The organism is Brevundimonas sp. (assembly GCF_041911375.1).
Lineage (GTDB): Bacteria > Pseudomonadota > Alphaproteobacteria > Caulobacterales > Caulobacteraceae > Brevundimonas.
Genome location: NZ_JAYRPA010000021.1, coordinates 38,248 through 63,025, shown reverse-complemented (window position 1 = coordinate 63,025; position 24,778 = coordinate 38,248). Strand labels below are relative to the sequence as shown.

27 protein-coding genes and 1 tRNA gene are annotated in these 24,778 nt (G+C 69.7%); 18 read left to right on the top strand and 10 right to left on the bottom strand.

Annotation, left to right across the window (positions count from 1 at the left end):
- Window positions 1–184: 184 nt before the first annotated feature.
- From ACE3PU_RS03780 to ptsN, 8 genes are all read left to right on the top strand, one after another.
- Window positions 185–271 (top strand) — tRNA-Leu (locus ACE3PU_RS03780).
- Window positions 272–395: 124 nt separating this feature from the next.
- Entirely contained in the window at window positions 396–1,010 is a 615-nt protein-coding gene (locus ACE3PU_RS03775; RefSeq protein ID WP_374386797.1) for a ribonuclease D, read from the top strand.
- A gap of 7 nt (window positions 1,011–1,017) precedes the next feature.
- The gene (gene lptC / locus ACE3PU_RS03770) at window positions 1,018–1,677 is read left to right on the top strand and encodes an LPS export ABC transporter periplasmic protein LptC (RefSeq protein ID WP_374386795.1); all 660 of its coding nucleotides are present in this window, start codon (window positions 1,018–1,020) and stop codon (window positions 1,675–1,677) included.
- Window positions 1,674–2,168, top strand: a complete 495-nt coding sequence (locus tag ACE3PU_RS03765; protein ID WP_374386793.1) for an LptA/OstA family protein — start codon at window positions 1,674–1,676, stop codon at window positions 2,166–2,168. The genes lptC and ACE3PU_RS03765 overlap by 4 nt, the downstream gene beginning before the upstream one ends.
- A gap of 24 nt (window positions 2,169–2,192) precedes the next feature.
- Complete coding sequence (gene lptB / locus ACE3PU_RS03760) at window positions 2,193–2,984, top strand: LPS export ABC transporter ATP-binding protein (RefSeq protein ID WP_374386791.1); 792 nt, start codon at window positions 2,193–2,195, stop codon at window positions 2,982–2,984.
- 183 nt (window positions 2,985–3,167) lie between these two features.
- The gene (rpoN, locus tag ACE3PU_RS03755) at window positions 3,168–4,670 is read left to right on the top strand and encodes an RNA polymerase factor sigma-54 (protein WP_374386789.1); all 1,503 of its coding nucleotides are present in this window, start codon (window positions 3,168–3,170) and stop codon (window positions 4,668–4,670) included.
- 64 nt (window positions 4,671–4,734) lie between these two features.
- A complete protein-coding gene (gene hpf / locus ACE3PU_RS03750) occupies window positions 4,735–5,385 on the top strand; it encodes a ribosome hibernation-promoting factor, HPF/YfiA family (RefSeq protein ID WP_374386787.1) in 651 nt (216 codons plus the stop codon).
- A 74-nt stretch (window positions 5,386–5,459) separates the two neighbouring features.
- The gene (ptsN, locus tag ACE3PU_RS03745; protein ID WP_374386785.1) at window positions 5,460–5,927 is read left to right on the top strand and encodes a PTS IIA-like nitrogen regulatory protein PtsN; all 468 of its coding nucleotides are present in this window, start codon (window positions 5,460–5,462) and stop codon (window positions 5,925–5,927) included.
- A gap of 16 nt (window positions 5,928–5,943) precedes the next feature.
- Here ptsN and ACE3PU_RS03740 read toward each other — a convergent pair whose 3' ends face one another.
- The 3 genes from ACE3PU_RS03740 to ACE3PU_RS03730 form a co-directional block, all read right to left on the bottom strand.
- Complete coding sequence (locus tag ACE3PU_RS03740) at window positions 5,944–6,195, bottom strand: DUF1150 family protein (RefSeq protein ID WP_374386783.1); 252 nt, start codon at window positions 6,193–6,195, stop codon at window positions 5,944–5,946.
- A 61-nt stretch (window positions 6,196–6,256) separates the two neighbouring features.
- Window positions 6,257–6,676: an Hsp20 family protein gene (locus ACE3PU_RS03735; protein ID WP_374386781.1), complete on the bottom strand. Its 420-nt coding sequence runs from the start codon at window positions 6,674–6,676 to the stop codon at window positions 6,257–6,259.
- Between the two features lie 111 nt (window positions 6,677–6,787).
- Window positions 6,788–8,851 (bottom strand): OPT family oligopeptide transporter, encoded by a 2,064-nt coding sequence (locus tag ACE3PU_RS03730; RefSeq protein WP_374386779.1) that lies wholly within the window; start codon window positions 8,849–8,851, stop codon window positions 6,788–6,790.
- A 100-nt stretch (window positions 8,852–8,951) separates the two neighbouring features.
- Between ACE3PU_RS03730 and mutM the strand changes: the two genes are divergently transcribed.
- Window positions 8,952–9,812, top strand: a complete 861-nt coding sequence (mutM, locus tag ACE3PU_RS03725) for a bifunctional DNA-formamidopyrimidine glycosylase/DNA-(apurinic or apyrimidinic site) lyase (protein ID WP_374386777.1) — start codon at window positions 8,952–8,954, stop codon at window positions 9,810–9,812.
- Between the two features lie 47 nt (window positions 9,813–9,859).
- The gene (locus ACE3PU_RS03720; protein WP_374386775.1) at window positions 9,860–10,741 is read left to right on the top strand and encodes an alpha/beta fold hydrolase; all 882 of its coding nucleotides are present in this window, start codon (window positions 9,860–9,862) and stop codon (window positions 10,739–10,741) included.
- On the opposite strand, the gene recQ is transcribed toward ACE3PU_RS03720, so the two are convergent.
- Both recQ and ACE3PU_RS03710 read right to left on the bottom strand, forming a co-directional pair.
- The gene (gene recQ / locus ACE3PU_RS03715; protein ID WP_374386773.1) at window positions 10,738–12,621 is read right to left on the bottom strand and encodes a DNA helicase RecQ; all 1,884 of its coding nucleotides are present in this window, start codon (window positions 12,619–12,621) and stop codon (window positions 10,738–10,740) included. The two genes, ACE3PU_RS03720 and recQ, sit on opposite strands and share 4 nt — an antisense overlap.
- Window positions 12,622–12,653: 32 nt before the next feature.
- Window positions 12,654–13,637 (bottom strand): complex I NDUFA9 subunit family protein, encoded by a 984-nt coding sequence (locus ACE3PU_RS03710; RefSeq protein WP_374386771.1) that lies wholly within the window; start codon window positions 13,635–13,637, stop codon window positions 12,654–12,656.
- 115 nt (window positions 13,638–13,752) lie between these two features.
- On the opposite strand from ACE3PU_RS03710, the gene ACE3PU_RS03705 reads away from it, so the two are divergent.
- Window positions 13,753–14,184 (top strand): DUF488 family protein, encoded by a 432-nt coding sequence (locus tag ACE3PU_RS03705; protein WP_374386769.1) that lies wholly within the window; start codon window positions 13,753–13,755, stop codon window positions 14,182–14,184.
- A gap of 249 nt (window positions 14,185–14,433) precedes the next feature.
- Here the strand turns inward: ACE3PU_RS03705 and ACE3PU_RS03700 are convergent, their stop codons facing one another.
- Entirely contained in the window at window positions 14,434–16,383 is a 1,950-nt protein-coding gene (locus tag ACE3PU_RS03700) for a M1 family metallopeptidase (protein WP_374386766.1), read from the bottom strand.
- A gap of 61 nt (window positions 16,384–16,444) precedes the next feature.
- Entirely contained in the window at window positions 16,445–17,707 is a 1,263-nt protein-coding gene (locus ACE3PU_RS03695) for a multidrug effflux MFS transporter (RefSeq protein ID WP_374386764.1), read from the bottom strand.
- Between the two features lie 128 nt (window positions 17,708–17,835).
- Here ACE3PU_RS03695 and ACE3PU_RS03690 point away from each other — a divergent pair, with 128 nt between their 5' ends.
- The 5 genes from ACE3PU_RS03690 to ACE3PU_RS03670 all read left to right on the top strand — a co-directional run bounded on the left by ACE3PU_RS03690 (window position 17,836) and on the right by ACE3PU_RS03670 (window position 22,468).
- A complete protein-coding gene (locus ACE3PU_RS03690) occupies window positions 17,836–19,281 on the top strand; it encodes an AMP nucleosidase (protein WP_374386762.1) in 1,446 nt (481 codons plus the stop codon).
- Window positions 19,282–19,448: 167 nt separating this feature from the next.
- Complete coding sequence (locus tag ACE3PU_RS03685; RefSeq protein ID WP_374386760.1) at window positions 19,449–20,072, top strand: hypothetical protein; 624 nt, start codon at window positions 19,449–19,451, stop codon at window positions 20,070–20,072.
- Complete coding sequence (locus tag ACE3PU_RS03680) at window positions 20,072–20,374, top strand: winged helix-turn-helix domain-containing protein (protein WP_374386758.1); 303 nt, start codon at window positions 20,072–20,074, stop codon at window positions 20,372–20,374. Before ACE3PU_RS03685 ends, ACE3PU_RS03680 begins: the two co-directional genes overlap by 1 nt.
- Window positions 20,375–20,384: 10 nt before the next feature.
- Window positions 20,385–21,164: a tyrosine-protein phosphatase gene (locus tag ACE3PU_RS03675; RefSeq protein WP_374386756.1), complete on the top strand. Its 780-nt coding sequence runs from the start codon at window positions 20,385–20,387 to the stop codon at window positions 21,162–21,164.
- Entirely contained in the window at window positions 21,161–22,468 is a 1,308-nt protein-coding gene (locus tag ACE3PU_RS03670) for an anthranilate synthase component I family protein (RefSeq protein WP_374386754.1), read from the top strand. Before ACE3PU_RS03675 ends, ACE3PU_RS03670 begins: the two co-directional genes overlap by 4 nt.
- Here ACE3PU_RS03670 and ACE3PU_RS03665 read toward each other — a convergent pair.
- Genes ACE3PU_RS03665 through ACE3PU_RS03655 form a run of 3 tightly spaced genes read right to left on the bottom strand, consistent with a single transcriptional unit; the run spans window position 22,465 to window position 23,991 of the window.
- Window positions 22,465–22,950 carry a TadE/TadG family type IV pilus assembly protein gene (locus tag ACE3PU_RS03665; RefSeq protein WP_374386752.1) on the bottom strand — a complete coding sequence of 162 codons (486 nt, stop codon included), beginning with the start codon at window positions 22,948–22,950 and terminating at the stop codon, window positions 22,465–22,467. The genes ACE3PU_RS03670 and ACE3PU_RS03665 overlap by 4 nt on opposite strands.
- A gap of 58 nt (window positions 22,951–23,008) precedes the next feature.
- A complete protein-coding gene (locus ACE3PU_RS03660) occupies window positions 23,009–23,554 on the bottom strand; it encodes a TadE/TadG family type IV pilus assembly protein (RefSeq protein WP_374386750.1) in 546 nt (181 codons plus the stop codon).
- A 5-nt stretch (window positions 23,555–23,559) separates the two neighbouring features.
- A complete protein-coding gene (locus ACE3PU_RS03655; protein ID WP_374386748.1) occupies window positions 23,560–23,991 on the bottom strand; it encodes a pilus assembly protein N-terminal domain-containing protein in 432 nt (143 codons plus the stop codon).
- 235 nt (window positions 23,992–24,226) lie between these two features.
- Between ACE3PU_RS03655 and ACE3PU_RS03650 the strand changes: the two genes are divergently transcribed.
- Window positions 24,227–24,418: a Flp family type IVb pilin gene (locus ACE3PU_RS03650; protein WP_374386745.1), complete on the top strand. Its 192-nt coding sequence runs from the start codon at window positions 24,227–24,229 to the stop codon at window positions 24,416–24,418.
- A gap of 125 nt (window positions 24,419–24,543) precedes the next feature.
- Window positions 24,544–24,732: a Flp family type IVb pilin gene (locus ACE3PU_RS03645; RefSeq protein ID WP_374386743.1), complete on the top strand. Its 189-nt coding sequence runs from the start codon at window positions 24,544–24,546 to the stop codon at window positions 24,730–24,732.
- Window positions 24,733–24,778 lie beyond the last annotated feature (46 nt).

The following is a 24,778-nucleotide window of genomic DNA, read 5'->3' as shown; positions in this document are numbered from 1 at the left end:
ATCCTGGCGCCGCGCCCTTCAAGACGGCGTTAGCGAACAGTCCTAACGCGCCTTAGCCACGGCGGACCTTGGCCGCTGTCACGGAAAGCGAAAATTTCCGAAGAAGGTCTGTTGACCCCGTCGATCCCCTGCCTTAGAGGTCCGCGCCTTCCCGATGGACACGCCGCAAGGCGGGGCCGACGGGGCCCAGATGGCGGAATTGGTAGACGCGCTGGCTTCAGGTGCCAGTGGCTTAACGGCCGTGGAGGTTCGAGTCCTCTTCTGGGCACCATCTTTCGGACGGCGCCGCATCCTCGGATGCGGCGCCGTCTTTGTTTCGGCCTCTCCAAAGGCGCGCGGCGCCTTCCTGCTTGAGGCCGTTTCGTCCCGCCGTCCCGCCGTGTAAGAACCTGCCCATGACTGTCTATCTGCACCAGGGCGACCTGCCCGACGACCTGGATCTGGGGCCCGAGGTCGCCGTGGATTCCGAGACCATGGGCCTGCGCTTCGGCCGCGACCCGCTTTGCGTCGTCCAGCTGTCGTCCGGCGACGGCAACGCCCACGTCGTGCGCCTGAACCGCCCGGCCTACGACTGCCCGAACCTGAAGCGCCTGCTGGCGGATCCGAAGGTGCTCAAGATCTTCCACTTCGGCCGGTTCGACATCGGCATGTTCCAGCTGCACCTCGGCGTCGAGACGCGGCCGGTCTATTGCACCAAGATCGCCTCGAAGCTGGCCCGCACCTACACCGACCGCCACGGGTTGAAGGACGTGGTGCGTGAACTGGCGGGCGTCGACCTGTCCAAGGCCCAGCAGTCGTCCGACTGGGGCGCGGCCGAACTGAGCCCGGCCCAGCTGGAGTACGCCGCGTCCGACGTCCTGCATCTGCACGCCGTCAAGGCTCGGCTCGACCAAATGCTGGCGCGCGAGGGTCGGACCGAACTGGCCGCCCGCTGCTTCGACTTCCTGCCGACCCGCTCGGCGCTCGATCTCGCCGGGTGGGACGAGATCGACATCTTCGCCCATAGCTAGGCCGCCGGTGACGGAGCCGCGCGACACAGCCGCCACCCGGGCCGACGAAGCCCGCGTCGCCCAGGAGGGCCGGCGCTGGCGCGCCCACTCGCGCCGGGTGCGGCTGTATCGCCGCGTGCTGCCGATCATCATGCTGGTGCTGGCGGGCGGGGCCCTGACCTGGACCGTGTTCCGCACCGTGATGTCAGGGGTGGAGCGCCGCGCCACCCAGGGCCAGGAAGTGCGCCTCGACAATCCGATGTTCCACGGCCAGGACGCGCAGGGGCGCGCTTTCGTCATCGGCGCCCAGGGCGCGGTGCGCGACGGCGCCACGGGTCAGTTCCGTCTGATCGGTCCGGCGCTGAAGCTGAACCTGGGCGGCCGCAAGGTCACCGAGATGACGGCCGACGGGGGAACCTACAACGAGGCCGCGCGCACCGTGACCATCGGCCCGAACGTGCGCATCTCCGACGGCGGCTCCGGTTTCGTCCTGACGACGCCCGAAGCCGTGCTCGACACCCGCACCGGCGTCATCACCGGTTCAAGAGGCGTTCAGGGCGCCGGCCCTATTGGAACCATCAACGCTTCGTCCTATGCGATCTATGATCAGGGCCAGCGGGTGGTTTTCGAAGGCCAGGGCGACAACAAGATAAGGGGGACGATAAATCCCTCCGGATCAGGCGGATGACGGCGATGAAGATGAAGATGCTGGCGGCGGCGACCGCCCTGACCGTTCTGGTCCTGCCGACCGTGGGCGACGCCCAGAGCAGCCGCGCCTCCAACCAGCCGATCGCCTTCGGGGCCGATTCGGGCGAACAGACCGCCCAGACCATCGCCCTGCGCGGTCGGGCCGAGGTGACCCAGGGCGACAACCGCCTGCGCGCCGACGCCATCACCCTGTATCGCGACGCCTCGGGCGATCCGGACCGGGTCGAGGCGACCGGCACGGTCTATTTCGTGACCCCGACCCAGTCGATGCGCGGTGACCGCGCCGTCTATTCGATCGACGCGGGCGAGGTGGTGGTCACGGGCGACGTGGTCCTGACCCAAGGCCAGAACGTCCTGACGGGCGGCCGGCTGACCTACAACGTCAACACCGACGCCGCGACCATGGCGGGCGCCCCGCGCGGGGCCGCCGGCAACCGGATCCAGGGCGTCTTCTATCCCAACGGCAACTGAGGGCCCCGGCCCGGAAGACGGATCTTGGCGCGCAAGGAACTCTCAGCCCTGAACCGCGACGAACCGGTCGCGGACACCGCTCCCGCCCCCTCGGCGGGGGACAAGGGGCTGCGCGTGCAAAGCATCGCCCGCGCGTTCGGGCAGCGGCAGGTCGTGCGCGACGTCTCCCTGACCGTCCAGCGCGGCGAGGTCGCCGGCCTGCTGGGCCCCAACGGCGCGGGCAAGACCACCTGCTTCTACATGATCACCGGCCTGATCCCGCCGGACTCCGGCTCGATCTGGCTGGACGGCGAGGACATCACGGCCCAGCCGATGTACCAGCGCGCGCGCATGGGCCTGGGCTATCTGGCGCAGGAAGCCTCGATCTTCCGCGGCATGACGGTGGAGCAGAACATCCGCGCGGTGGTCGAGCTGAACTACCCCAAGGCCCAGATCGAGGCCGAGACCGATCGTCTGCTGGCCGAGCTGCACATCGACCACCTGCGCCACGCCCCCGCCACCGGCCTGTCGGGCGGCGAGCGTCGTCGCGTCGAGATCGCCCGCGCGCTGGCCGGTCGGCCGTCCTTCATGCTGCTGGACGAACCTTTCGCCGGCATCGACCCGCTGGCCATCGCCGACATCCGCTCGGTCATCCGCTATCTGGCCGGCCAGGGCATCGGCGTGCTGATCACCGACCACAATGTTCGCGAGACGCTGGAGATCACCGACCGGGTCTCGATCATCTCGGGCGGGGCGGTGCTGTTCGAGGGCACGGCCGACGAGGCCATCCACGACGCCGAGGTCCGGCGCGTTTATCTGGGCGAAATGTACGGCTGAGCCCGACGGCCCTGCTGTGTCATCCTCGGGCCTGACCCGAGATCAAGACCTAATCGGCCTTGCGTCGCCGCCATCCCACGATGGGCGAGGCGTCTCCCGGCGTTTGCGCGGCGTTAACCGATTGGGCGACATCCTGCCCCAGCAAGTTCCGGGCCACTTCGTCGCCCGGCGGGAAAATCGCACGTGATCGGGCAAAGGTTAGAGGTCAGGCAGGGGCAGGGGCTGGTCATCACGCCCCAGCTGCAGCAGGCGATCAAGCTGCTGCAACTGTCGAACCTCGAGCTCGAGGACTACGTCGAGGCCGAGCTGGAGCGCAATCCGCTGCTGCAGCGCGACGAGCCGGAAGGCGACGGTCCGGACCGGCCCGAAACCCTCGAAGCCGCCTCTCCCGACGGCGAGATGTCCTTCGGCGAGGGCGTCGCCCACGAGGCCGTCGCCTCGATGGACGCGGGATCCGACGACGTCTATGGCGACGCCGCGCCGGGCGAACGCACCAGCGACCGCATGACCGACGAGGCCCAGCCGGGCCTTTCGGACTGGTCCAGCGCCGGCAAGGGCGGCCAGGTGTTCGACGGCGACGGCGAACGGCCCGACACCCACGAGCCCACCCTGTGGGAGCATCTGCAGGCCCAGGCGTCGTCGGCCGGCTTCAGCGTCGCCGACCACGGCGTCGCCCTGACCCTGATCGACGCGACGGACGAGGGCGGCTACCTGCGGGGCGAACTGGCGGAGTTCGCCGACCGGCTGGGCGTGTCGCTGGATCGCATCGAGGCCGTCCTTGCGGTGTGCCACGGGTTCGAGCCGACCGGCGTCATGGCGCGTTCGGTGCCCGAGTGCCTTAGGCTGCAGCTGATCGAGCGCAACCGCTTCGATCCGGCGATGGCGGCGCTGCTGGACAATCTGGACCTGCTGGCGCGGCGCGACCTGTCGGCCCTTCGCCAGGTCTGCGGCGTCGACGCCGAAGACCTTGTCGAGATGATCGCCGAGCTCAAGGGTCTGACGCCGCGTCCCGGCGCCGGCTTCGGCGGCGAGCCGGCCCAGACCGTCATCCCCGACGTCCACGTCCGGCCCGACCCCGCCGGGGGCTGGAAGGTGGAGCTGAACACCGACACCCTGCCGCGGCTTCTGGTGGACAAGCGCTATCACGCCGTGGTCCAGACCGGCGCGCGTTCCGACACCGAAAAGTCCTACGTCGCCGAGTGCGCCGCCCAGGCCAACTGGCTGGTCAAGTCGCTGGACCAGCGGGCCCGCACCATCCTGAAGGTGACGTCGGAGATCGTGCGCCAGCAGGACGCCTTCCTGGCCTTCGGCGTGGAGTTCCTGCGCCCGCTGAACCTGAAGACCGTCGCCGACGCCATCGGCATGCACGAATCGACGGTCAGCCGCGTCACCTCGAACAAGTATCTGTCCACGCCGCGCGGCGTGTTCGAGCTCAAATTCTTCTTCACCGCCGCCATCCAGTCCACCGACGGGGCGTCGTCCCACTCCGCCGAAGCCGTCCGTCACCGGATCAAGACGATGATCGACGCCGAAGGCGCCGATGGCGACGTTTTGTCCGATGATCGCATCGTCGAAATTCTGAAGGAAACGGGCATCGACATCGCCCGTCGAACGGTGGCCAAGTACCGAGAAGCGCTGAGAATTCCGTCGTCGGTGGAGCGCCGCCGCCTGTTGCGGATCGCCTGACAAGCGTCACCACAAATCGGTGATCCGGATTGACACCAAATCCGGTCGGTAGCGTTCTATCCGCATGCAAGTCCAAGTCAGCGGCAAGCAAGTGGATGTCGGCGAAGCGTTAGGCTCGCGCATCTCCCAGGAACTCGAAGACGGAGTCGGCAAGTACTTCGCCCGCGGCGGCGATGACGCCGAGGTCGTGGTCTCCAAGGACGGCCACAACTTCAAGGTGGACTGTTGGGTCCGGCTCGCCTCGGGCCAGACCCTGGTGACGACCGGCTTCGGCGGCGACGCCCATTCGGCCTTCACCGAGGCGCTGGAGCGCCTGGAGACCCGAGTCCGCCGCTACAAGCGCCGGCTCAAGGACCACCACATCGGTCCCAAGGGCCTGTCGCCCGAAAAGACCGAGGACGCCGCCCGCGAGGTCGCGCGCAGCATCGTGCTGCGCGACCCCGACAGCGTCGACGACGACGCCTTCGGCTCGGCCGGCGAGAACGACGGCCCGCCGCCGGTGGGCATGGTCATCGCCGAGACCGAGCACGAAATCCGCACCATCACGGTCGGCCGCGCGGTGCTGGAGCTGGACATGACCGGCTATCCGGTCGTTCTGTTCCGCAACGCCGCCCATGGCGGACTGTCGGTCGTCTACCGCCGTCCAGACGGCAATGTCGGCTGGATCGATCCGGAGCGGACGGTCCGAAGCAACGGCCAGGCCGGTACGGCCTAGTTTGACTTCGTCGCGGGAGTCTCTAAACGGGCGCCCGCGACCACCGCCTGTCGCCTAATAGAGTCGGAACACTCATGGACATCGGTGATCTGCTCGCGCCCCAGGGCGTAGTGCTGCGCGGCGGGGCCTCTTCCAAGCGACAGGCCCTGCACGTCGTGGCCGAAGCGGCGGCCCAGGCGCTGGGCATGGACGAGGGGCGGGTGTTCGACGCCCTCCTGGAACGCGAAGCGCTGGGCTCGACCGGGCTGGGCTCGGGCGTGGCCGTGCCGCACGCCCGTCTTTCGGGCATGGAGCGGGTGACGGGCGTCTTCGTGCGTCTGGATGCGCCAGTGGCCTATGAGGCGGTGGACGACCGCCCGGTGGATCTGATGTTCGCCCTGTTCGCCCCGCCCAGCGACGGCGCCGAGCATCTGCGCGCGCTGGCGGCCGTGTCGCGCGCCATGCGTTCGCCGGAACTGCGCGAACAACTGCGCCAGGCGCGCACGGCGGACGCCATCCGCGCCCTGTTCGTGCGCGACGACGCGCCCGCCACGGCGGCCTGAGCCGCCGCTCTTCTCCTTAGTGGACGGAAACCGGCGCCAGTTCGTGCGCCACGGCGGCGGCGAAGGCCGTATCGCGATCCAGCATGACCGCCAGCCGCTCGCCATCGGCGCCGTGCACCGCATAGAGGGTCTGGTCGCCGTCGATCTCCAGCCCCTGGGTATCGGCCGCATCGGCCAGCAGATCGGACGCCTTCACCTGGCGCACATAGACCAGGTCCGGGGCGCCCAGCCCCGCGAAATCTTCCTTGCTCATCGTCATCGGCGTCATAGGACCGCCTCCTTACACAGTACCAATGCCCGGATCGCCGGGCGGTTCATCGGTCGCCGGATCAGCCGACCGTGATGGGGATGCGCCGGACGGCGCGCTCCGCCTCGGGTCGCACCAGGTCGACGTGCAGCAGCCCGTGCTCCAGTCGCGCGCCCTGCACCTCCAGACCGTCGGCCAGCACGAAGCTGCGCACGAAGCCGCGCGCCGCTATGCCCCGGTGCAGGAAGGCCTGCTCGCCCTTGGCCGCCTCGTCCCGCTTGCCCGCGATGGTCAGCTGGCGGCCTTCCAGCGTCACGTTCAGCTCGTCCGGAGAAAAGCCGGCGACCGCCAGGGTGATGCGGACGCCCGCCTCGCTGGTCTGCTCGACATTGTAGGGCGGATAGCTCTCGGCCGCCGCCTTGGCCGCCCGGTCGATCAGGGCGCGGGTATGGTCGAAGCCCAGCAGGAAGGGGCTGTCGAACAGGATCGTACGCGTCGTCATTCTGGTCCTCGTCGAAGCGACCGAAGACCGGTCCTCGTCCCCCGTGATCGGCGGGACGCCCGGTCTTAAACGAAGATGGGGGGCCGAAGCCCCCCGATCAACCTTTTCGGATCAGACCCGCGCGGCCCGCCCTTGAGTCCAGCGATACAGGCCGAAGGTGAGGACGGCGAAGCCGATGATCCCCGCCAGCATGGCGGGCCAGGCCGAACCATCAGGCAGCATGGCGAAGGGCGCATCGTCCCGCGTGGCGACGATGACGCCGGCGGTGAAGACACCGAACAGGCTCTCGCCGACGATCAGGCCGGAGGCCAGCAGCACGCCCATCCGCCGGGCCACCGGGGCGTAGGTCTTGGACTCCACCGCCTTCTCGTAAAGCCAGCCGCAGACGGCGCCGATGACCAGCATCGTGGTGACGGCCGCGGGCAGGTAGAAGCCGATGCCGACGGCCAGCGGCGGCAGCTTCACGCGCCCCTTGGTCGCCCGCTCCAGCACCACGTCCAGCACGATGATCACCGCGCCGATCACCGCGCCCAGGCCGATCAGGTCCCAACGCAGGTCGCCGCCGATGACGCCGCGCGCCAGGGCCGAGATCAGCGTGGCCTGCGGCGCCGCCAGCGTCTGGGCCCCCTCGACGATGGCGGGCGGCCCGCCCTCGAACCCGAAGGCCTGGTTCAGCAGGTTCAGAATGAAGGGGATGACCAGGGCGCCGGCGCCGACGCCGACGATCAGGGCGGTCTGCTGGCGCCACGGCGTGGCCTCGACCAGCTGGCCGGTCTTCAGGTCCTGAAGGTTGTCGTTGGCGATGACGGCCACGGCGAACACCACCGCCGTCACGATCAGGGCGAAGGCGATGATGGACGGATCGGCCGGCACGCCCGCGATCGCCATCACCCCCAGCATCAGCAGCGAGGCGATGACGATGGCCAGGATGCCGACGCCGGACACGGGACTGTTCGACGACCCGATCAGACCGGCCATGTAGCCGCAGATGGCCGCCACCGCGAAGCCGATCAGCACCACATAGACCAGGCCGCCGGCCACCAGCATGGCGGTCGAGCCGGCCAGGGCCGGGGCGCTCTGGGCGAACCAGGCCAGAAGGCCCGCGATGCCGACCAGGCAGACCAGGGACAGACCGCCGACCAGTTTGATCGGCAGGTCCTGCTCGGTCAGCTCCAGCGCCTCGCCATGGCTGCGGCGGGCGTTGGCGGCCAGGGCCGAGGTCAGGCCGCCGACCAGCGGCCCGGCCAGCTTCAGCAGGGTCCAGATGGCGGCGACGCCGATGACGCCGGCGCCCATGAAGCGCACCTCGCGGCTCCACACCGTTCCGGCCAGCTCCTCCGCCGAAACGCCGGCGGGCAGGGTCGAGGCGATCGACGGGACGCCGTGCGCCGTCAGCCAGGCGACGGTGTCCGGACTGGTCAGGATCGGCACGGCGATGGCCCAGGCCAGGATCAGGCCGAACAGCTGGGCCAGGCCGACGGTCAGGCCGATCAGGTGACCGGCGCCCAAAAGGGCGAACTGCATGCCGAAGCCCATGCCCGTGGCTCCGCCGCCCAGCGCGGCCGGCAGCTTGAAGAAGCGGGCCGCCTCGCCGGCGAACACGCGCCCGGCGACCAGCAGCGCATAGCCGGACGACGCCAGCGCCCCCGCGACCACGACCCACAGGCCGGACTTGTTCTCCCGCACGGCGCTTTCGGTCTGCTCGGCCCCGCGCGAGCCGACCTTCAACACCTCGGCGGCGGCGACGCCCTCGGGGTAGGGCAGGCCGCCGTTGACCACCAGCGCCCGGCGCAGCGGGATGGAGAAGGTCACCCCCAGCACGCCGCCCAGGATGCAGATCAGGACCGACTGCCAGAACGGGAACTCCATCCACCAGCCGATCATCACCAGGCCCGGCAGCACGAAAATGATCGAGCTCATGGCCCCGCCGACCGATGCCACGGTCTGGACGGTCATGTTCTCCCAGATGGTCGAGGTCCGGAACGCCCGCAGGATCGCCATCGAGATGACCGCCGCGGGAATGGCCGAGGCGAAGGTCAGGCCGACCAGCAGGCCCAGGTAGGTGTTGGCGGCGGTGAACACCACGGCCAGCAGGCAGCCGAGCACCAGGGCGCGAAGCGTCAGCTCCAGCCGCTTGCCTGCGGCCTTGGCGGGCGCGGCGTTTGCATCAGTCATTGGAAAGTCCCCACATTCGCCGGGACCGTAAGCGCATAATGTCGCAGGCGCCTAGAGGGCTCGGCTGGATCGCGCTGCATCGGCGAGTTACGACAGGGCCATGCCTGAACTTCCCGAGGTCGAAACCGTCCGACGCGGCCTGACGCCGGTGCTGAAGGGCGCGCGGCTGAGCGGCGTGCGGATCAACCGGCCCGACCTGCGTTTTCCCTTTCCCGACCGGTTCGTGGACCGGCTGGAGGGGGCGACGGTCGAACGGATCGATCGCCGGGCCAAATATCTGCTGATGCCGCTGTCGACCGGCGAGACCTGGGTCACGCATCTGGGCATGACGGGCCGCTTCACCCTGGACGGCCGCCAGCTCGGCGAGTTCGAGGAGGCCGCGCCCATCGCCGGCAAGCACGAGCATTTCAGCGCCTGCGCCAACAGGAACGGCCGCACCCGCATCGGCTTCGCCGACGCCCGCCGCTTCGGCTTCATGGGCCTGATCCCGACGACGGAGATCGAGGCCCATCCCTGGTTCGCGGGCCTGGGGCCTGAGCCGCTGGGCAACGGCTTTTCCGGCGCGCATCTGGCCGAGGTCTTCGCGGGAAAGAAGCAGAACATCAAGGTCTCGCTGCTGGACCAGCGCATCGTCGCCGGCCTGGGCAACATCTATGTCTGCGAGGCGCTGTACCGCGCCCGCATCTCGCCCCTGGTGGCGGCCGGCGCCGTCTCCCGTCCCCGACTGGAGCGGCTGGCGGCCGAGGTGCGGGAGGTCCTGAACGACGCCATCGCGGCGGGCGGCTCCACCCTGCGCGACTTCGCCAACGCCGAGGGCGGACAGGGCTATTTCCAGCACCGCTTCGACGTCTATGGACGCGAAGGCGAAGCCTGCCGGGGCGAGGGCTGCGACGGCGTGGTCAGGCGGATCGTCCAGGGCGGCCGATCGACCTTCTACTGCCCGCGCTGTCAGCGGCGGTGAGGGCGGCCGTCAACCAATCGCCCCGATCCGGCGTTAGGGGCGCGAGCATGATCCGCGCCCTGTTCTCCCTACTGTTTTTCGTCGCCGTCGCCGCGCCGCTGGAAGCCACGGCCCAGACGTCCGTGTTCCGGTCGGAACGCATCATCGTGGAGACGCGCGGGCGCGGCCCCGACATCGTCTTCATTCCCGGCCTGGGGTCGACCGGCGCGGCGTGGCGGTCGACGGCCGACCGGCTGGACGACCGTTACCGGGTGCACCTGATCACCCTGCGGGGCTTCGGCCAGACGGACATCGGCGCCAACGTCAACGGCGGCCTGTCCGGCCCGGCGGCGAACGAGATCCGCCGCTATATCCAGGCGCAGAACCTGTCGCGCCCGGCCCTGATCGGCCACTCGCTGGGCGGACAGATCGCCTTGCGGGTCGCCGCCGACATGGGCGACGGCGTCGGCCGGGTGATGGTGGTCGATTCCTCGCCCTTCTTCCCGGCCCTGGTCGATTCCCGCGCCACCTCCGAGCAGATCGAGCCGCTGGCGCGGCTGGGCTATCAGGCGCTGATGCTGTTCGGCGACAAGGCGTTGCAGACCCAGGTGTCGGCGCTGGGCGGGGATCTCGGCCTGGCGGGCGACATGGTCTTCGACGGCCTGGGCCTGCAGGGCGGCGATCGCCGGGTGCTGGCCCAGGGGCTGTACGAGGCGCTGACGGTCGACCTGCGCCTGCGTCTGCGCGAGGTCGCGGCGCCGGTGACGGTCGTCTACGGCTGGAGCCCGGAGCCCCGGAACCCGCGAAACCGGCTGGAGGGCCTGTTCCGCCACGGCTTCGGCAACCTGCGACAACCGCCGCGCTTCGAGCGGATCGAGGGCGCCGAGCACCAGGTGATGATCGATCAGCCGGATCGCTTCCTGGACGCCGTCCGGCGCTTTCTGGCCTAGGCCTGGAGCGCCGCCAGCGTTTCGAGCACCGCCTTGCCATAGCGATCCAGCTTGGACTGGCCGACGCCGGCGACGGCGCCGAGCCCGGCCAGGTCGCCCGGTTCGGCGTGAGCGATCTCCAGCAGGGTCTTGTCCTGGAAGATGACGTAGGGCGGCACGTGCTGTTCTGAGGCGCGGTCGCGGCGCCAGGCGCGCAGGGCCTCGAAGCGGGCGCGGACGTCGGCGTCCATGTTCTCCAGCGCGGCGTTGCGGCCTTCGCCGGAGCGGTCGCGTCGGCGCGGCGCCGCGTCGGCCCGCAGCGGCGCGCGGCGGACCTGGATCTGGCGTTCGGCCTTGTAGACCGCGCGGACGGCGTCGGGATCGCCCAGGCCGACCAGCGGCTTGCCGTCGTTGGCGTCCTCGACCAGCAGGCCCTCGAACAGCAGGTGGTCGATGATCTCACGCCACGAGTTCAGCGAGATCTCGCGGCCGACGCCCCAGGTGGAGAGCTGCTGCTCCCACGGCTGCACGTCCTTGGTGCGGCCGGTCAGATGGTCGATCACCCGGCCCCGGCCGAAGCGGCCGCCCAGCCGCTGGACCGCCGCCAGCGCCTTCTGGGCGGGCACGGTCGCGTCATAGAGCTGGGGCGGGTCGGAACAGACGTCGCAGACGCCGCACGGCGCTGCGTCCTGTTCGCCGAAGTAGCGGCGCACCGCCTGGGGACGGCAGACCGCTCCGTCCAGCATGGCGAACAGCTGGCGCACCTTGCGGACCTGGACCTGCTTGACCTCCTCGGCCATGGGGCGGCCGTCGAGCCGGCGCAGCGACCAGGCGATGTCGGAAGGGCCGTAGAGGGTGATCCCCTCAGCCGGTTCGCCGTCGCGTCCAGCGCGGCCGATCTCCTGCCAGTAGGCCTCAAGGCTGCCCGGCGGGTCGGCGTGGATGACGAAGCGGACATCGGCCTTGTCCACGCCCATGCCGAAGGCGATGGTCGCGACCATGACCGCCCCGTCCTCGGCCAGGAACCGCTCCAGCCGGCGGTCGCGCTCCTTCGTGTCCATGCCTGCGTGATAGGCGATGGCGTTGGTCCCGGCGTCGCGCAGCGCCTGGGCCACGCGGTCGCAGCCGTCGCGGCTGCCGCAATAGACGACGCCGGACTTGCCGCGCCGTTCGCGCACCATTTCGATGACGCGGGCGTCGGTCTTGGCGCGCGACGCATTTTCCTTGCGCTCGGCCGACAGCTGAAGGTTCGGGCGGGCGAAGCTGTCGACGAAGACGTGCGCGTCCTCCAGCCGCAGCGAGCGCAGGATGTCCTCGCGGGTGCGGGCGTCGGCGGTGGCGGTCACGGCGATCCGGGGCACGCCGGGGAAGCGCTCGGCCAGAAGGCCCAGGTTGCGATAGTCGGGCCGGAAGTCATGGCCCCACTGGCTGACGCAGTGGGCCTCGTCGATGGCGATCAGGCTGAGGGGCAGCTCGGACAGCCGGTCCAGCATGGCGCCCGCCGCCAGGCCTTCGGGCGAGACGTAGAGCAGGTCCAGCTCCCCGGCCCGCGCCGCCCGCCAGATGGCGGAGCGGTCGTCGAGCGAGACGCCGGAATCGAGCCGCGCGGCGGCGACGCCCTGCTGCTTCAGCGCCTCGACCTGATCGGTCATCAGGGCGATCAGGGGCGAGACCACCAGGCCCAGGCCGGGACGCAGGATGGCGGGGATCTGGTAGCAGACGCTCTTGCCGCCGCCGGTGGGCAGAACGGCCAGCACGTCGCCGCCGGACAGGATCTGGCGGACCACGTCGCCCTGCAGGCCGCGGAAGTCGGCGTGGCCCCAGACGCGGGACAGGAGGGCCCGGGCCTCGTCGAGGCCAGGCGTTTGCGTCGGGTCGGGTCGGGACTGCGCGGCGAGCATCCTTGAGCTGGGCAGCGGATCCGGCCGGGCGATCAGGCGTCGAGGGCGGGCAGCTGGGCGAACTGGCCGCCGGTGCGGTAGCGCCACAGATAGGTGGGCGCGATGGCCTCCATGCCGGTGGGGTGGACCACGCCCAGATCGGCCAGGGTCGCGGCGTCCGGCGACACGACGTTGTCGACCTGCAGCATCAGCACCTGATCGCGGGTCAGGGGCGGGGTCAGGCCGAACAGGCCCAGCATCTCCAGCGCGGCGCCGAGCGGGCGGGCGACGAAGAAGGGGACGGGGGCCAGCAGCCGGTCGCGACCGGCTTCGCGCCGCACCAGGTCCAGCACCTCGCGGAAGGTCCAGACGGCGGGCCCGCCCAGCTCGAAGGTGCGGCCGGCCGCCGCGCCCTGGAAGACGGCGCGGGCGATGGCCTCGGCCACGTCGCCGACATAGACGGGTTGGAACTTCGTCTCGCCGCCGCCGATCAGCGGCAGCACGGGGCTGATCGTCGCCATGGCGGCGAAGCGGTTGAGGAAGCCGTCGCCGGCGCCGAAGACCAGCGAGGGACGCAGGATCACCGCGTCGGGGTGGACGGCGCGCACCGCCGCCTCGGCCTCGGCCTTGGAGCGGGCGTAGGCCGAAGGGCTGGCGGCGTCGGCGCCGATGGCCGAGATCTGGACCACGCGGCGGACGCCGGCGGCGCGGGCCGCCTCGGCGATGATGCGGGCCGCCTCCACGTGAACGGCCTTGAAGCCCCGGCGCTTGCCGCCGTCGTGCAGGACGCCCACCAGATTGACCAGGGCGTCGGACCCCCGCAGCGCGCGGGCCACGTCGTCGGGATTGGTGACGTCGCAGCGCATGAACTGGATCTGGCCAGGGTCGCCCAGCGGCTGGACCTCGATGGCCTGGACCGGGTTGCGCACGGCGACGCGGATGCGCCAGCCGCGACGGGCCAGGGCGCGCACGGCCTGCGACCCGATGAAGCCCGATCCTCCGAAGAGGGTCACGACGCCGGGGGCCAGGTCAGCCATCAGGAAAGCTCCAGTGGAAATCAGTGTCGGCGGGATAGACGATAGGGCGCCGCGCCGCAACGCGGGCGTTAGCGGCCAAGCTGGCGATCCGGCCGGTCACGCCCATTTGTGGCCGATGCAACTCTTCACCATAGGTTACGAAGGCGCGACCCAGGCCCAGGTCATCGACCGCCTGAAGGCGGCCGGGGTCGAGACCCTGGTCGACGTGCGGGCGGTGGCCGCCTCTCGCCGCGCCGGCTTTTCCAAGACCATCCTGAGCGAGAGCCTGAAGGCCGAGGGCGTCGACTATGTCCATCTGCGCGGCCTGGGCACGCCCAAGGCCGGGCGCGACGCCGCGCGCAAGGGCCATGTGGCCGAGATGCGCGCCATCTTCGCCGATCACATGGCCGAGCCGCAGGCCCAGCTGGAATACGCCCGCCTGAAGGCCCTGGCGTCCGACAAGCGCGTCGCCCTGCTGTGCTTCGAGGCCGATCACGCCGGCTGCCACCGGGCGGTGCTGGCCGAACGGCTGGCGCACGAGGACGGGGTGACGGTGGTCAATCTGTGATTTCGGACTCTCGCCGGTGAAAAAGAGAGTCTGAATGGTGTGAAAAGTCTGAAATCGGCGCCGGCGCTCCTTCCCTGTCGTTCGTCATCCTTGTGCGGGACACGAGGATCGCACGGTTTGGGCGTGTGCGAGGAAGAAGGCGGGGCGGACCGCGTAAGGCGCTGATGTTCCAGCGCTTTGAGCCCGAAAATAGGATGGCGACGCGAAGAGGGGGATGAGGTCACCGCCTCATCCCCCCTTCCGTGTCGGTTACGGCCGGCCGACCAGGTCGTCGACCGAGCCCGAGGTGACCGGGTGATACAGCGGCCGCGCCTCGGCGTAGATGCGGCGGGCGATGGGGCGGCCCCAGTCGCCTTCGGCCCACAGGGTCTGGAACAGCGGATAGACGAACTTGCGCCGGCCCTGGCTGGTCAGGAAGGTCTCGGCCGTGGCGACCGCGGGCTGGTAGCGGTGGGCCAGGGCGATCTGCAGCCAGGCGAAGGTCACCTCGGCGTTGCCCTCGTTCGCCAGGTTCAGCGTGGCCTCCAAGTCGGCCAGCTTCTGATCCGACAACCAGTCACCGCCATTGACGACGACGGGGGGACGCCAATTCAGGAAGCGTAGGCGCTGCTGGGTGTTCCACTCCGCCCACGGAATGTCGGCGGCCTTGCCTTTACTGGCGGCGAAGGCCCATGCCGCCCGATCGACGGGCTCGAACGCTGGCGACACCGGGGCCACGGCGTTGGAGGGCAGGCCGGGCTGATACACCCAGGCGTCCAGCTGAAGTTGGGACTCCAGCGCGGCGTCGCCCCGGGTCAGATGGGTGCGGATGTCGTCCAGGAACATGGCCGTGGTCATCGGCCGGTAGGCGTTGCGGTCGAAATAGCCGCGCAGCCAGGCGTCGAACCGCTCGCGGCCCGTGATGCGCTCGATGGTGCGCAGGAAGGCCGAACCCTTGTCGTAGGCGATGGTGTTCATGCCGTCGTCGGGATCGCGGCCGGTCAGGTCCAGATGCAGGCGGGTGTCGGCGGCGGGCAGGGACTTCAGCTCGTCCTGCAGGCCGTGCCAGCTGAGCACCTGTTCCTGGACCGCGCGGTCATGGCCGTAGAGCGACTCCATGATGCGGTTCTCGAAATAGGTGGTGAAGCCCTCGTTCAGCCAGAAGTCGTTCCAGGTGGCGTTGGTGACCAGGTTGCCCGACCAGGAGTGCGCCAGTTCGTGCGCCACCAGCGACACCAGCGAACGGTCGCCGGCGATGATGGTGGGGGTGGCGAAGGTCAGCTTGGGGTTCTCCATGCCGCCGAACGGGAAGGAGGGCGGCAGGACCAGCAGGTCGTAGCGGCCCCAGCGGTATGGGCCGTAGAGCTTCTCGGCCGCGTCCACCATCTGGGCGGTGGGCTCCAGCTCCCAGGCCGAGGCGCGCAGTCGGCTGGGCTCCGTCCACACGCCGGTGCGCGCGTCGAACGGCGCGAAGGCCAGGTCGCCGACGCCGATCGCGATCAGATAGGGCGGGATCGGATTGTCCATGCGGAAGCGCCAGGCCTTCATGCCCGCGCCGGCAGGCTCGCCCTGCGGCGTCAGGTGCTCGGCGCTCATGACCACGGTCAGGTCCTCGGGCGCGACGATGCGGGCCGAATAGGTCTGGCGGATGCCGGGGCTGTCCTGGGTCGGCACCCAGGTGCGGGTCAGGATGGCCTGACCCTGGCTGAACAGATAGGGTTTTTCGCCGCCCGCCGTCTGGGCGGGGTTGAGCCATTGCAGGGCCGCGGCGTCCGGCCGGGTGGAATATCGGACGGTGATCTTGCGGCGCTCGTTGGCGGCGAAGGCCGGGAAATAGACCGTCAGGGGCTGGCCCTTGATGGCGTCGTTGTCGCCGACGACGAAGCGCAGCGGCTGGCCGGCCGCGTCGCGCACGTCCTGGATGTCCAGATTGCGGATGTCCAGGATCACCTCATTGGCGCCAGGGACGGCCAGGATGTCCAGGGTCGCCGTGCCCGACAGGGTCTTGGCCTGGAAGTTCGCCGTCAGGTCCAGCGCCACGTCGACGACGCGGGCGATCTCGGGACGGGCGTAGGTGTGGCTGTCCACCGCGTCGGGGCCGGGCGCGGGGGCGATGGCGGGCGGGGTCATCGACGCGCCTCCTGCGGTGGAACAGGCGCTGACCCCCAGGGCGGCGGCGAGGGCGAGGGCGGAGACGAGACCGAAGGCTTTGCGCTTCATCGAGGCTTTCCGGGGCTGACCGTGACGACGGCCCGGAGAACGCGCGGAAACGGCGAAAAGATCAAGCCTTGGACGGCGACGGCGCGGGCGGCGGCTGATGATGGGCGCGGAACAGACGGCCGCGTTCGGCGAACAGGACCAGGCCCAGCGCGATCAGGCCGAAGACGGTGAAGCCCAGCGTCATGGGGGCGGTGGTGCCGTTGAACTGCTGGCCGATGGCGAAGCCCAGCAGCGAGCCGGCGACGGTCGACACGAAGCCCTGGATCGAAGCGGCGGTGCCGGCGATGTGGCCCATCGTCTCCATCGCCATGGCGCCGAAGTTGCCGGCGATCAGGCCGAAGCAGAACATGGTCAGGGTCTGCAGCACCGCGAAGGTCCAGATCGACTCCAGGCCGAGCAGGGACACCACGGCGTGAACGGCCGATATGGCGGTGAAGCCGATCAGGGCGGTGTGGGAGATGCGACGCGAGCCCAGCCGCACCACCATCCGGGCGTTGACGATGGAGGCGACCGCGATGCCGCCGGCGATCAGGGCGAAGACGGCCGGGAAGGCCGCCTCGGCGTCAAAGACGTCGGCGAAGATCTGCTGCGAGGAGTTGATGAAGCCGAACAGGGCGCCGGTGATGGCGGTCATGGCCATCATGTAGCCGACGGCGGTGCGGTCGGTCAGCGCGGTGCGATAGGCCGAGGCCAGGCGGCGAACCTGGATCGGCAGCCGGTCCTCCGGCTTCAGCGTCTCGGGCAGGCGCAGCGACGCCCAGATGATCAGGCCGATGCCGATCAGGCCCAGGCCGGCGAAGATCCAGCGCCACGGGCCGACCAGCATGATCAACTGGCCGATGGACGGCGCCAGGATCGGCACGCCCAGGAAGACCAGGAAGCTGAACGACATGACGCGCGCCATGGTGCGGCCCTCATAGCGGTCGCGCACGATGGAGACGGCCAGAACGCGGGTGCAGGCGCTGCCCAGGCCCTGGCCGACGCGGGCCATGATCAGGGCGTCGAAGGTCGGGGCCAGGGTCGCCAGCAGGCTGAACAGCACATAGATCCCGACGCCCGCCAGCAGCACGGGCTTGCGGCCAAAGCGGTCGGCCAGGGGCCCGTAGATCAGCTGCGCCCCGCCGAAGCCCAGAAGATAGGCGGTGACGACCCACTGGCGGCTATTCTCGTTGGCCACGCCCAGGTCCGCGCCGATGTGGGGCAGGGCCGGCAGCATAGAGTCGATCGCCAGCGCGTTCAGCGCCATCATCAGGGCGATGAGACAGACGAACTCGACGAAGCCGAGGTCCTTCTTGGCGGGCGCTGACGCGAGGGAAGCGGACATGGCCGCCAGATGCGCCGCAATCGCGGGGACCGCAACCGTGCAACCGTCAAAAATTGCTGCAATGCAGCGAAATCGAGATTGACCCCACGGCGCCTCGCCAACGTCACGAAGCTTCGCTAGAGGAAGTCATGACAGAACAGATGACAGCACAGGCGGCGCTGGACCGCCTCGAAACCCTCTACACCCAATCCGTGGCCAACCTGCGCGACGCCGTGCGGGATTTCGTCGAAACCGGCGCCCGGCCCGACCCGGTCCGACGTGCCGAAGGGGTGTTCGCCTATCCCGAACTTCGCATCCGCTGGGACGGGGATCGCCCCCAGGACCTGGAGCCGCGCGCCTACGCCCGGCTGTCGAAACAGGGCAGCTATTCCACCACCGTCACGCGGCCGGACCTGTTCCGCCCCTATCTGACCGAACAGCTGAGCCTGCTGGAGCAGGAATACAATGCGACGTTCGAGGTGGGGATCTCGCGCCAGGAAATCCCCTTCCCCTATGTGACCGACGGCCTGGAGGTCGCGCTGGACCGGTCGATGACCGCGGCCCTGGCGCGCTGGTTCCCGACCACGGACCTGGCCCATATCGGCGACGAGATCGCCGATGGCCTGTTCGACATGGGCGGCGACTTCCCCCTGTCGCATTTCGACGGCCTCAGGACCGACTTCTCGCTGGCGCGGCTGAAGCACTACACCGGAACCCCGGTGGACGACGTGCAGTCCTATGTGCTGTTCACCAACTACAACCGCTACGTCGACGAGTTCGTGCGCTGGGCCATCGAACAGCTGAAGCGGCCGGACAGCCCGTATCAGACGCTGTCGTGCGCCGGCGGCGTGGTCATCACCAAGGACACGCCCAACCCGGAAGAGGCGATCAGCGACACGGCCTGGAAGAAGCACCAGATGCCGGCCTATCACCTGACCGCGCCGGGCCATAAAGGCGTGACCCTGGTCAACATCGGCGTCGGCCCGTCCAACGCCAAGACCATCACCGACCACCTGGCGGTCACCCGCCCGCACGTCTGGCTGATGATCGGCCACTGCGGGGGGCTGCGCGCCAGCCAGACGATCGGCGACTATGTCCTGGCCCACGCCTATCTGCGCGACGATCACGTGCTGGACGCGGTGCTGCCGCCCGACATCCCGATCCCGTCGATCGCGGAGGTGCAGCGCGCCCTTTACGACGCCACCAAGTCGGTCAGCGGCATGCCGGGCGACGAGGTCAAGCTGCGTCTGCGCACCGGCACGGTCGTCACCACCGACGACCGGAACTGGGAGCTGCGCTATTCCAAGTCGGCGTTGCGCTTCAACCAGAGCCGCGCCGTCGCCATCGACATGGAAAGCGCCACCATCGCCGCGCAAGGGTATCGCTTCCGGGTGCCCTACGGGACGCTGCTGTGCGTGTCGGACAAGCCGCTGCACGGCGAGATCAAGCTGCCGGGTCAGGCCAACCGCTTCTACGAGGGCTCGATCTCGGAACACCTGCAGATCGGCATCCAGGCGGTGGACCTGATGCGGAACGAAGGCCCGCGCCTGCACTCGCGCAAGCTTCGCGCCTTCGACGAGCCGCCGTTCCGGTGAGGCGTGGAGCTTAGGGCTTAGGGCTTGGGGCTTAGGGAGTAGGGAGTAGGGGGGCGGCTCGCCCTAAGCCCTAAGCCCTACGCTCTGATCCATCTTCTGAAAAAGCACTTTACAATGCAAAGCACATTGTGCATCCTGAGGTCATCGGATTTCAGGAGGAGGGCGCCATGACGCGCGACACCCAGGCTATTCAGGACGACATCGCCTATATGCGGGCCCTGGCCCACGAGGGCCGCCACGCGCCATTGCTGGCGGGACCGGTGCTGGTCGCCGCCGCCGTGGTCTTCGGGATCGCCAACCTGGGCCAGTGGGCCCTGCTCAGCGGCGTGATCCAGGCCAGCCCCTGGGCGCCGGTCTGGCTGTGGCTTGGCGCCGGGGCCGTGTTCGGTCTGGCGCTGTCGGTGCTGGTCCGGCGGATGAAGGGCAAGCCGGGCTTCAACTCGTCCGGCAACCGCGCCGTCGGCGCGGCCTGGTCGGCCGTCGGCTACGGCATCTTCGTCACCTGGCTGGGGCTGATGGCCATGGGCCTGAAGTCCGGCGACTGGTCCGCCATGATGGCCATGCCGACCATCGTCTTCGTGGCCTATGGCTCGGCCTGGATGATCGCGGGCCAGATGACCCGCCTGCGCTGGATGACGGTCACGGGGCTGCTGTCCTATGCCGGAGCGATCGTGGTCGGCTGGTTCGCCGGCGACACGACCATGTATCTGGTCTTCACCGCCGTGATCTTCGCCGTCGCCCTGGTTCCCGGTCTTATCCTGATGCGGCAGGAACCGTCGGAGGTCGTTTGATGGCGGACGACTTCGACATCGCCCGCATCGACGAAGTGATCCATGGACGGATCCGCCTGGGAATCATGGCCTATCTGTCGGGGGCCGAGGCGGCGGATTTCGGCACGCTGAAGACCCGGCTGCAGACGACGGACGGCAATCTGTCGGTCCATCTGCGCAAGTTGGAGGAGGCCGGGTTCGTGGCCGTCGAAAAGACCTTCAGCGGCCGCAAGCCGCTGACCACGGCGCGGCTGACGGAAGAGGGGCGGACCGCCTTCGTGGCCTATCTGGACGCCATGGCGGGCCTGCTCCCGGCGCGCTAGACAGGGGCGCATGAGTTCGCGCCTGCACGTCTTCGACGCCATCGACAACTTCCGCGACTATGGCGACTACGCCACGGCGGCCGGGACGCGCGTTCGTCCCGGCCGCCTTCTGCGCTCGGCCCACCATGCCCGGGCCAGCGACGCGGACCTGGAGCGGCTGAAGGCGCTGGGCCTGGGGGCGGTGGTCGATCTGCGCCGGCCCGGCGAGCGGCGCGACCAGCCCTCGCGCCGGCACGCGGGCTTTTCCGCCGCGGTGATCGAGGGCGGGGTGGACGATGGCGCCGAGGCGCCGCACATCGCCTTCCTGAAGACCGAGGACCTGACGCCCGCGTCCGGCCGCCGGTTCATGGAGCAGACCTACCGCGGCCTGCCGTTCGACGCGGCGCACCTTGACGTCTTCGCGCGCTATTTCCGCACGCTGGGCGAGACCGACGGCGCGGTGCTGATCCACTGTGCGGCGGGCAAGGACCGGACCGGTTTTCTGGCCGCCCTGACGCACCACCTGCTGGGCGTCGGGCGCGACGACCTGATCGAGGACTATCTGCTGACCAATGCGGCCGTCGACCTGGCGGGCCGGGCGCCGGCGATCGCGAAACAGCTGCACAGGATGACCGGCCGCGTGGCCTCGGACGAGGCGGTGGTCGCCTTCCTGGGCGTGGAAGCCGCCTATCTGGAGGCCGCCTTCGCCGAGATCGCGGCGCGGCACGGGTCGCTGGACGCCTATCTGGAGCAGGCGGTCGGGGTGGACGCGGCCCTGCGGGATCGGATCGTGGGGCGGCTGTCGGCGTGAGCGCGGCGCTGGACAAGGTCGTCGTCCTGGACTGTCCGTGGACGGAGCCCCTGACGGTCGCGGCGGGACTGGGCGGCGGGGACGGCGCGCTGGTGCTGCTGTCGGACGGCGGGCCTGGCGGGCGCTGGTCGCACATCGGCGCGGGGCCGGACCGGGTGCAGGTCGGGGCGGTCGAAGACGCCGCCCCCTTCGACGCCCTGCGCGATCCGGGCTTTGGTCCCGGGACGGTGGGGCTGGCGGCCTATGACGCCGGGGCGCGACCGGCCACGGGGCGAAGAGACGTCGTCTGGCCCGACCTGATGCTGGCCCGCTATCCGGCGCTGCTGAGCTTCGATCATCATGCGGGCGCCGTGCGGGCGGTCGGCCGGGGGCGGACGGCGGACGAGGCGGACGCCGCCGCGCGTCGCGCCGCCGGCTGGCTGGACCGGGCTGCTGAGCCGTCGTTTCCGCCCCCGCCGGCCGAAGGCTTCGACGCCGAGGCGCCGGACGAGGCCTATCGCGCGGCCGTCGCCGACGTGGTGGCGAGGATCGCGGCCGGCGAGCTGTTCCAGGCCAATGTCGCGCGGGCCTGGCGGGGCGTGCTGAAGCCCGGCGCCGATCCGTTCGACGCCTTTCTGAGGCTGCAACAGGGACGGGCCTCGCCCTTCGGCGCCTATTGGCGCATCGGCGACCGGGCGCTGGTGTCCAACTCGCCCGAACTGTTCCTGGCCTTTGACGCCCGCGGCGGCCGCATCGAGGCGCGGCCGATCAAGGGCACGCGCGCCCGGGCCGCCGATCCGGTCGAGGACGCCGCGCGGGCGGCCGAACTGCTGGCCAGCGCCAAGGATCGCGCCGAGAACCTGATGATCGTCGACCTGATGCGCAACGATCTGGCGCGCGCGGCGCGGCCGGGATCGGTGCGGGTCGAAACCCTGTTCGCGGTCGAGCGCCATCCGACGGTCCACCACCTGGTGTCGACGGTCGCGGCGCGCGCGGCGGCGGGCGTCGGACCGGCCGAACTGCTGGAAGCGACCTTTCCGCCCGGCTCGATCACCGGCGCGCCCAAGCATCAGGCCATGAAGGTCATCGCCGCGCACGAGCCGCCGCGGGGGGCGTGGTGCGGCTCGCTGTTCCTGATCGAGGCGGACGGGGGGCTGACGGCCTCGGTGCTGATCCGCACGGCGGCGTTCGAACGCGACGGGGACGGAACCTGGCGGTTCCGCACCCTGGCCGGCGCCGGGATCGTGGCCGACAGCGACCCCGGGACCGAACTGGCCGAGACCGAGGCCAAGATCGCCGCCCTGAGGCAGGCGCTAGCCGGCTAGCAGTTGCTGCATTCGACCTGGTCGGTGTTGCGGGGGCGCAGATACGAGGTGTGCCGGAAGGTGACCGGCTCGGGCAGGACGAAATCCACCGGCGAGGTGTATTCGAACGCCGATTCCGACACGATCAGGCCCTCGGCGTCCGGCAGCAGCTCGAGCGACGGCAGGGTGTAGGCGCTGTTCTTCGGCAGGGGCGTCAGATCGCCGGTGGCGCGGCTCCAGACGACCGTCACCGTATTGCCCGAGCGCACCACGCTGGTCACGCGCTGGCTGAGGTCCGCGTCCGAGAAGGGGCGCATGATCTTGTCGCCGATGCCGAAGATATTGGTGATCTGGCCGGTGTTCAGGCTCGCGTTCTGCGCCGTCAGGTCGGCCACCATGGAGGCGACGTGGGTGGTGCGCTTCTGGGCCATGTAGCCCTGGGCGAACTCGACCAGGGCGAAATAGATCATGATGATGGTCGGCGCGAGGAGGGCGAACTCCACGGCCGAGACGCCGCGCGTGTCGTGTCGAAGTCGACGAAGGAAGCCGCCCGCCATCGGATCAGCCCGCCAGCGGGGTCGGCGTGCCCCAGGGTTCGTTGCGGAAGGCGGTGGTGGCGGTCAGCACCGTCTCGCGGCCGGAGCCCGAGGTGCCCTTGGACAGGAAGGGGGTCAGGACCGGCTGGCGATACCAGACGGTGACCAGCATGAGTTCGCCGGGTTTGCCGCCGTTATAGGGGTCGTCCGGACCCGTGGGCTGATCGATCGGCGGGATGGGGTTGGAGAAGTTGCCGACCACCCGAACGTCGACACGCGCGCGGTTGACGCAGTCGGGGCGAAAGACGTTCATCCGGTCGCACAGGGCCTGCTTGAACTTCACCGCGTCGAAACCCTGAGACTCCGCCTGGCCGGTGCGGACCAGCCGCCCGGTCTGGATGGTGGCGTTCTCCAGCACCGAATCCAGGGTGATGACCGTGGCCAGCTCGAAGATGGCGAACAGCATCATGAGGAAGGGCAGGGCGATCATCGCGAACTCGACCGCCGCCGAGCCGTCGCGGGCGCGACGGCGGCGCTGAAGGCGGCGCAGGTTGGCGACGGACAGGCGCATCCGGGTCAGGGGGTCGCGGTCGCGGCGGAGGCCGAGGACGAACTGGCCGCCCCCGTGTCGCCGACGGTGCGGACGCTGGGGGCGCAGGAGGCGGCGCAGGCCATCTCGGTCGCCTGGCCGCCGCGCCAGACGCGCACCGAGCCGGTCGAGCCGCCGGTGACGACGACCTCGCGCTGGAACAGGGTGCGGCCGATGGCGTCCACGGCGACGACCTCGGTCACGCCATAGCCCTTGCCGGTGATGAACAGGGTGTTGGCGTCCACCACCGACACGTCGGCGATCTGCGGATTGCCGACGATGACCGAGGAGGCCGCGCCCGACAGCTGGACGCGGGAGGACCGGTCGATCTCCACGCTCATGGTGTCGGCCTGGGCCTGCACCAGAGTCGGGGCCGAGGCGAGCGCCAGGGCGGTCAGGACGGCGGAAAGGCGGGACATGGGCGACCCTGATCAATTGGCGCGCACGCGCGGATAGGACGCGAAGGATGCGCCTGAATCCTCAACAAAGGCTTTCGTGGGGTATGCATATTTTTCTTGGTAAATCAGCGCGTAACCAAAGTCCGTGACCCGCCCTTAAGAGCTGTCGGGCATTTTGATCCTGCGTTTTGGGGGTCAAGCGGGCCACCGGCTCCCCCCGCCAGTTGCTCGCTGATCAATCGAAAAAGGGACTACCATGACCAAGTTCGTTTCGCGTTTCGTCAAGGACGAATCCGGCGCCACCGCCATCGAGTACGGCCTGATCGCCGCTCTGATGGCCGTCGCCATCATCACCTGCCTGACCGCCTTCGGCCCGCAAATGCGCGAAGCCTTCGAAGGCATCGGCACCAGCATGACCGGCACCGAGGACATCACCACCGGCGGCTGATCCTGACGCTCGACGTCAAGTCGGAGGAGGCCGGGGCGATTCGTCCCGGCCTTCTTTCGATTCACGGGATCGGCCCTTCGGTCGATCCGAACCACGCGGGCTCAGGTCCGGGGAGGCGAGCCGGCATGACCGCTCTTATCCAACGTTTTCGGCGCGACCAGTCTGGCGCGACCGCCATCGAATACGGCCTGCTGATCGGCCTGATGGGGGCGGCCCTGATCATCTGCCTGACCGCCTTCGGCCCGGAGATGAAGGGAGCCTTCACCCGACTGGGCGGACAGATGGCCACGCCGCCGGACGTGACCTCGAACTGAGGCGATCCGCGCGAGCGTGAACCGCGGCCCCAGCCGGGTTGACCGG

What these genes read in the sequence shown, in the direction of transcription:
- ACE3PU_RS03655 (WP_374386748.1), bottom strand. Translation starts at nt 23,991, where the DNA reads ATGTCCCGCCTTTCCGCCGTCCTGACCGCCCTGGCGCTCGCCTCGGCC.
- ACE3PU_RS03680 (WP_374386758.1), top strand. Translation starts at nt 20,072, where the DNA reads ATGGCGGACGACTTCGACATCGCCCGCATCGACGAAGTGATCCATGGA.
- mutM (WP_374386777.1), top strand. Translation starts at nt 8,952, where the DNA reads ATGCCTGAACTTCCCGAGGTCGAAACCGTCCGACGCGGCCTGACGCCG.
- ACE3PU_RS03675 (WP_374386756.1), top strand. Translation starts at nt 20,385, where the DNA reads ATGAGTTCGCGCCTGCACGTCTTCGACGCCATCGACAACTTCCGCGAC.
- recQ (WP_374386773.1), bottom strand. Translation starts at nt 12,621, where the DNA reads ATGCTCGCCGCGCAGTCCCGACCCGACCCGACGCAAACGCCTGGCCTC.
- ACE3PU_RS03690 (WP_374386762.1), top strand. Translation starts at nt 17,836, where the DNA reads ATGACAGAACAGATGACAGCACAGGCGGCGCTGGACCGCCTCGAAACC.
- ACE3PU_RS03660 (WP_374386750.1), bottom strand. Translation starts at nt 23,554, where the DNA reads ATGCGCCTGTCCGTCGCCAACCTGCGCCGCCTTCAGCGCCGCCGTCGC.
- ACE3PU_RS03705 (WP_374386769.1), top strand. Translation starts at nt 13,753, where the DNA reads ATGCAACTCTTCACCATAGGTTACGAAGGCGCGACCCAGGCCCAGGTC.
- ACE3PU_RS03685 (WP_374386760.1), top strand. Translation starts at nt 19,449, where the DNA reads ATGACGCGCGACACCCAGGCTATTCAGGACGACATCGCCTATATGCGG.
- ACE3PU_RS03730 (WP_374386779.1), bottom strand. Translation starts at nt 8,851, where the DNA reads ATGACTGATGCAAACGCCGCGCCCGCCAAGGCCGCAGGCAAGCGGCTG.
- ptsN (WP_374386785.1), top strand. Translation starts at nt 5,460, where the DNA reads ATGGACATCGGTGATCTGCTCGCGCCCCAGGGCGTAGTGCTGCGCGGC.
- ACE3PU_RS03695 (WP_374386764.1), bottom strand. Translation starts at nt 17,707, where the DNA reads ATGTCCGCTTCCCTCGCGTCAGCGCCCGCCAAGAAGGACCTCGGCTTC.
- ACE3PU_RS03765 (WP_374386793.1), top strand. Translation starts at nt 1,674, where the DNA reads ATGACGGCGATGAAGATGAAGATGCTGGCGGCGGCGACCGCCCTGACC.
- ACE3PU_RS03645 (WP_374386743.1), top strand. Translation starts at nt 24,544, where the DNA reads ATGACCGCTCTTATCCAACGTTTTCGGCGCGACCAGTCTGGCGCGACC.
- hpf (WP_374386787.1), top strand. Translation starts at nt 4,735, where the DNA reads ATGCAAGTCCAAGTCAGCGGCAAGCAAGTGGATGTCGGCGAAGCGTTA.
- ACE3PU_RS03700 (WP_374386766.1), bottom strand. Translation starts at nt 16,383, where the DNA reads ATGAAGCGCAAAGCCTTCGGTCTCGTCTCCGCCCTCGCCCTCGCCGCC.
- ACE3PU_RS03720 (WP_374386775.1), top strand. Translation starts at nt 9,860, where the DNA reads ATGATCCGCGCCCTGTTCTCCCTACTGTTTTTCGTCGCCGTCGCCGCG.
- ACE3PU_RS03650 (WP_374386745.1), top strand. Translation starts at nt 24,227, where the DNA reads ATGACCAAGTTCGTTTCGCGTTTCGTCAAGGACGAATCCGGCGCCACC.
- ACE3PU_RS03735 (WP_374386781.1), bottom strand. Translation starts at nt 6,676, where the DNA reads ATGACGACGCGTACGATCCTGTTCGACAGCCCCTTCCTGCTGGGCTTC.
- ACE3PU_RS03740 (WP_374386783.1), bottom strand. Translation starts at nt 6,195, where the DNA reads ATGACGCCGATGACGATGAGCAAGGAAGATTTCGCGGGGCTGGGCGCC.
- ACE3PU_RS03775 (WP_374386797.1), top strand. Translation starts at nt 396, where the DNA reads ATGACTGTCTATCTGCACCAGGGCGACCTGCCCGACGACCTGGATCTG.
- ACE3PU_RS03710 (WP_374386771.1), bottom strand. Translation starts at nt 13,637, where the DNA reads ATGGCTGACCTGGCCCCCGGCGTCGTGACCCTCTTCGGAGGATCGGGC.